General features: G+C 70.0%; 2 protein-coding genes. One reads left to right on the top strand and one right to left on the bottom strand.

The annotated features are described in order from the left end of the window. Positions 1-1,672: hypothetical protein (locus tag LzC2_RS20770; protein WP_206678847.1), on the top strand; the 1,672-nt coding region annotated here is incomplete at its 5' end. A gap of 28 nt (positions 1,673-1,700) precedes the next feature. Here LzC2_RS20770 and LzC2_RS21700 read toward each other — a convergent pair. Then, positions 1,701-3,209, bottom strand: a complete 1,509-nt coding sequence (locus tag LzC2_RS21700) for a hypothetical protein (protein WP_185168684.1) — start codon at positions 3,207-3,209, stop codon at positions 1,701-1,703. Positions 3,210-3,607 lie beyond the last annotated feature (398 nt).

Genomic DNA, 3,607 nt, shown 5'->3' with positions numbered 1-3,607 from the left:
CCGTAGGTGCGGACGGTCGCGATCAACTCCACCGATTCCCCGGCTCGCGGAACCGCATCGAGCCGCGGAGGCGATCGAGGCCCGGTCCGACCGCTTCCCCGTCGTTCAAATCACGCTACTGACGGATCGCGCCGTCCCAGACTGGGCCGGCGCCGCGGTGACCGGGGGCATCGACCGTCTGAGGAACGCCGGTCGCGGGGAGACCGCGCTCCGATGGGACGGCCCGCCGGGACCGGGACCGACCGGACGCGTTCTGACCGCCCTTTCGGTGAGTACCGGCGACCCGGATCCGCGGCTCGATGCGGTTCCGCGAGCCGGGGAATCGGTGGAGTTGATCGCGACCGTCCGCACCTACGGCACGCGGCCGTCCGGGGCGGTGGCGTTCTTCATCGACGATCGATTCGTCGGCCGCACGCCCCTGCCCGCGACCGAATCCGAGACCCTAGCCCCGACCGAGATCCAGGTCCGCTTTCCCGCGAAGTTTGAAGCGACGGGAACGGCACGGCTGGAGGCTCGACTGGAAGGTGAACCGGGACCGGAGGCGCTCGCCCGGCGATACGCCGCGATCCCGGTTCGCGGACCGTTGAGGGTTCTGATCGTGGCGGATCGATCCCTGTCGAACGACGGGCCGGCGGGCGATCCAGGTTTCTTCCTGAAACAGGCGTTGGCGGCGGACGCGGACACCTTCCGCGTGACGTCGTCCGCGTTTGAAGCGGTCTCGCCCCTTGATCTCAAGGAATACGACGCCGTCGCGTGTCTCGGCGCTCCGCCGGCGGACGTCGCGGGGTTTCTGCGAACGTATTTGGAAGCCGGCGGGGGTTTGTTCGTCGCTCTGCGGCCTGCGGACGCCCCCGCCGACCTGCGGGCTCTGTTCGCCGGACCGCTTGGCGGGATCGACATCGGCCCCGTGCGGGGCGTGATCGATCCCACCGAGCCGGAGGCGACCGGGTTCACCTTCGAGTTCGCCCCGAACGAACCGGGGTTCGCCCACCTTCGCCCCGTGAGCGGGCCGCGCGGGGGATTAGTCGTCGGCTTCCGTCAGCTGAATCTCGCGGAGAATCGACCGCCGGGTTCGTGGTCGGTCCGCAGCGCCGCCCGATTCGCGGAGGAGGCCGGGGCCGACGCCGGTCCGGCCGTGCTCACGGCGGCCGGTCCGAACGGCGGGCGAGCAGCGGTCCTGGCGACCTCCGTCGACGCCACGTGGGGCGGTCCGTGGCCGGCGGCGGGGGCGAGCTTCGTTCCGCTGGTGCGCGGGCTGATCGCATTCGTCGCCCTGCCGACGCCCGCTGAGGCGGCGGAGACCGGCGACGCGCTGATCGAGCCGATCCCGCCGGACCGATTCGTTCGCGCGATGCGGATCGTCCGCCCCGACGGCGCCGCGCGGCTGGCTCCCGTGGCCGAGAATGCGGTGCGGTTCACCGAGACCGACGTGCCGGGTTTCTATCGAATCGGGTCGGACGATCCCGGCGACGGAGCGGGACGGCTCATCGCGGTGAACGGCCCTCCGTCCGAGGCCGATCCGCGGACGGCGCCGCTGCCGGACATCGACGCGCCCCGCACGAAGAAACCGACGGCGGTCGCACCATCGCGACCGCTGTCGGCATGGGTTTGGGCCGCCGCGCTGGGCGCCCTGCTGATCGAACCCGCCCTCGGTCGAGGACGACGCTCGTAGCGGCGAAGGGCGCCCGCTAAGGAGCGGCTCAGAGCGCCGACGGTTCCTCTTCGGCGGATTCTTCCTCAGACGAATCGTCCTCGTCGGATTCCTCCTCTTCGGGAGCCGCTTCGGCTTCGGGGGTCTCTTCGTCCGCGGCCTTTTCGGCTTCGGCCTTCGCTTGGGCTTCCGCTTCCGCCTTAGCCTTCGCGGCGGCCTCCGCTTTGGCTTTCTCCGCGGCGGCTTTCTCGGCCATGGCCTTCTGCTTGGCTTCCGCTTCAGCCTTCGCTTGGGCTTCCGCCTCAGCTTTCTCCTTGGCGGCCTGCTCCGCCATCGCCTTCTCCTTCGCAGCCTTCTCGGCGGCTGCCTTCTCAGCAGCAGCCTTCTCGGCGGCGGCTTTGGCCATCGCGGCCGTCTTCGCTTCGGCCTCGGCCTTGGCTTTGGCCTCGGCTTCCGCCTTCGCTTTGGCTTCTGCCTCGGCGGCGGCCTTCATCTGAGCGGCCTTGGCCTCTTCGGCCCGCTTACGCTCCGCCTCCGCCTTGGCTTTCGCTTTGGCGGCTTTCTTCTCGGCCATCGCCTGCTCCGCAGCAGCTTTTTCCGCAGCAGCCTGCTCCGCCGCGGCTTTCTCTTCGGCGGCCTTCCTGGCAGCGGCTTGAGAATCGTCCTTCATCGCCGGGGCCGGAGCGGCGACGTCCGGCTTGACGGACGCTTCCTGCTCCACGGCTTCTCCCGGCGCGGCGGGCTGGGGATAGGTGACGCGGCTCCACTTGCCGGTGGCGGCGGAGAGAATCGCGAACCCCTTGTCCGACCGGACGGTGACGTACTGCGAGGAGACGGCCGGGGAAGCGTCGGCTTCGGCGCCGTCCAGCGTCAGGAAATCGCCGACGCCGGCGACGCCGCTGTAGGCGTAGATGCCGCCGTCGACGCGAATCGCCGCCAGATCGCCGCCGACCACCGGGGGAGCCGTCTTGCCGCGTTCGCCGAGCTTGTGGGCGCCCCACTTCCCGGACTCGCCGCCGTAGGCGTACACGCTGTCGCCGACCTTCACCATCATCACCCCGCTGCCGACCACCGGCTCCACCTGACCGCGTTCTTCCTCCGGCACGTCGGCCGGCAGGGGAACCAGTTCGCCCTGCGAGGGGCTGTATCCCCAAACCTTCGAACCGTCCGGGGAGATCAACGCCGCCGGACCGCTGACGGACTGCACGAACGTCGCTTGAGACTTCGACGCCGAGGCGGTCGCCCGGCCGGCCGGAGCCGCCTGGGACAGCGAAGACTGGACGATCGTCGCCGGAACGACGCTCGGCGAGGAGTAGGTCGTACGGGTACGCGGCGGCTGGGAGAGCACTCGCTCGCCCTGCCGAATCACCGTACCCACCGGCCGCTCGGAACCGGGCACGATTCGCTCGGAGCCGGGCACGATGCGTTCGGAGAGAACCCGCTGTCCGGGCGGCGGCCCGTAGGAGCGCATTGGGGAACCGTACGGCCCCGAAAGCTGGGCGGCGGCGGTCAATGCGCCCCCGGCCAATAGAGCGGTAGCGAAAGCGGGACGGATCATGAGCGGCAAGTGCGACTTGGTTAACGAAATCAGAAATGCGGCTCCGTCCGCGAGTCGCCCATCCTGCCCAACCCTCCTCATCGGGTCTATCGGGCCAGGCGGGAGCGTGGGCCGGTGCGCATCAAAATCGGAGTCGAGATCCGGCTGTGACGGTCGGAAACCGAACATGTGGGGGTCGCCCCGGGTCGGACGGCTACAGGAGATTCCGGCGGGGTGGTACACTGCACGATCGTTCGACGGTCGCGCCGCCCCGATTCGTCCGCCCGCTCCGGCTCGCGGCGCCCTCGTCGGTCGTTCTCCCCGCCTGTCGCGTCGATCCCGTGCTCGTCACGGAGCCTCGCGTTCCCCAGTCGTTTCCGCGTCTCTCCCCCGACCCCGAGTTTGTCCGTGTCCACCGC

The sequence above is a fragment of the Alienimonas chondri genome (assembly GCF_013036045.1).
In the GTDB taxonomy this organism is placed as follows: domain Bacteria; phylum Planctomycetota; class Planctomycetia; order Planctomycetales; family Planctomycetaceae; genus Alienimonas; species Alienimonas chondri.
The sequence above is the reverse complement of the archived record's forward strand: the minus strand, read 5'-3'. Positions and strand labels throughout refer to the sequence as shown.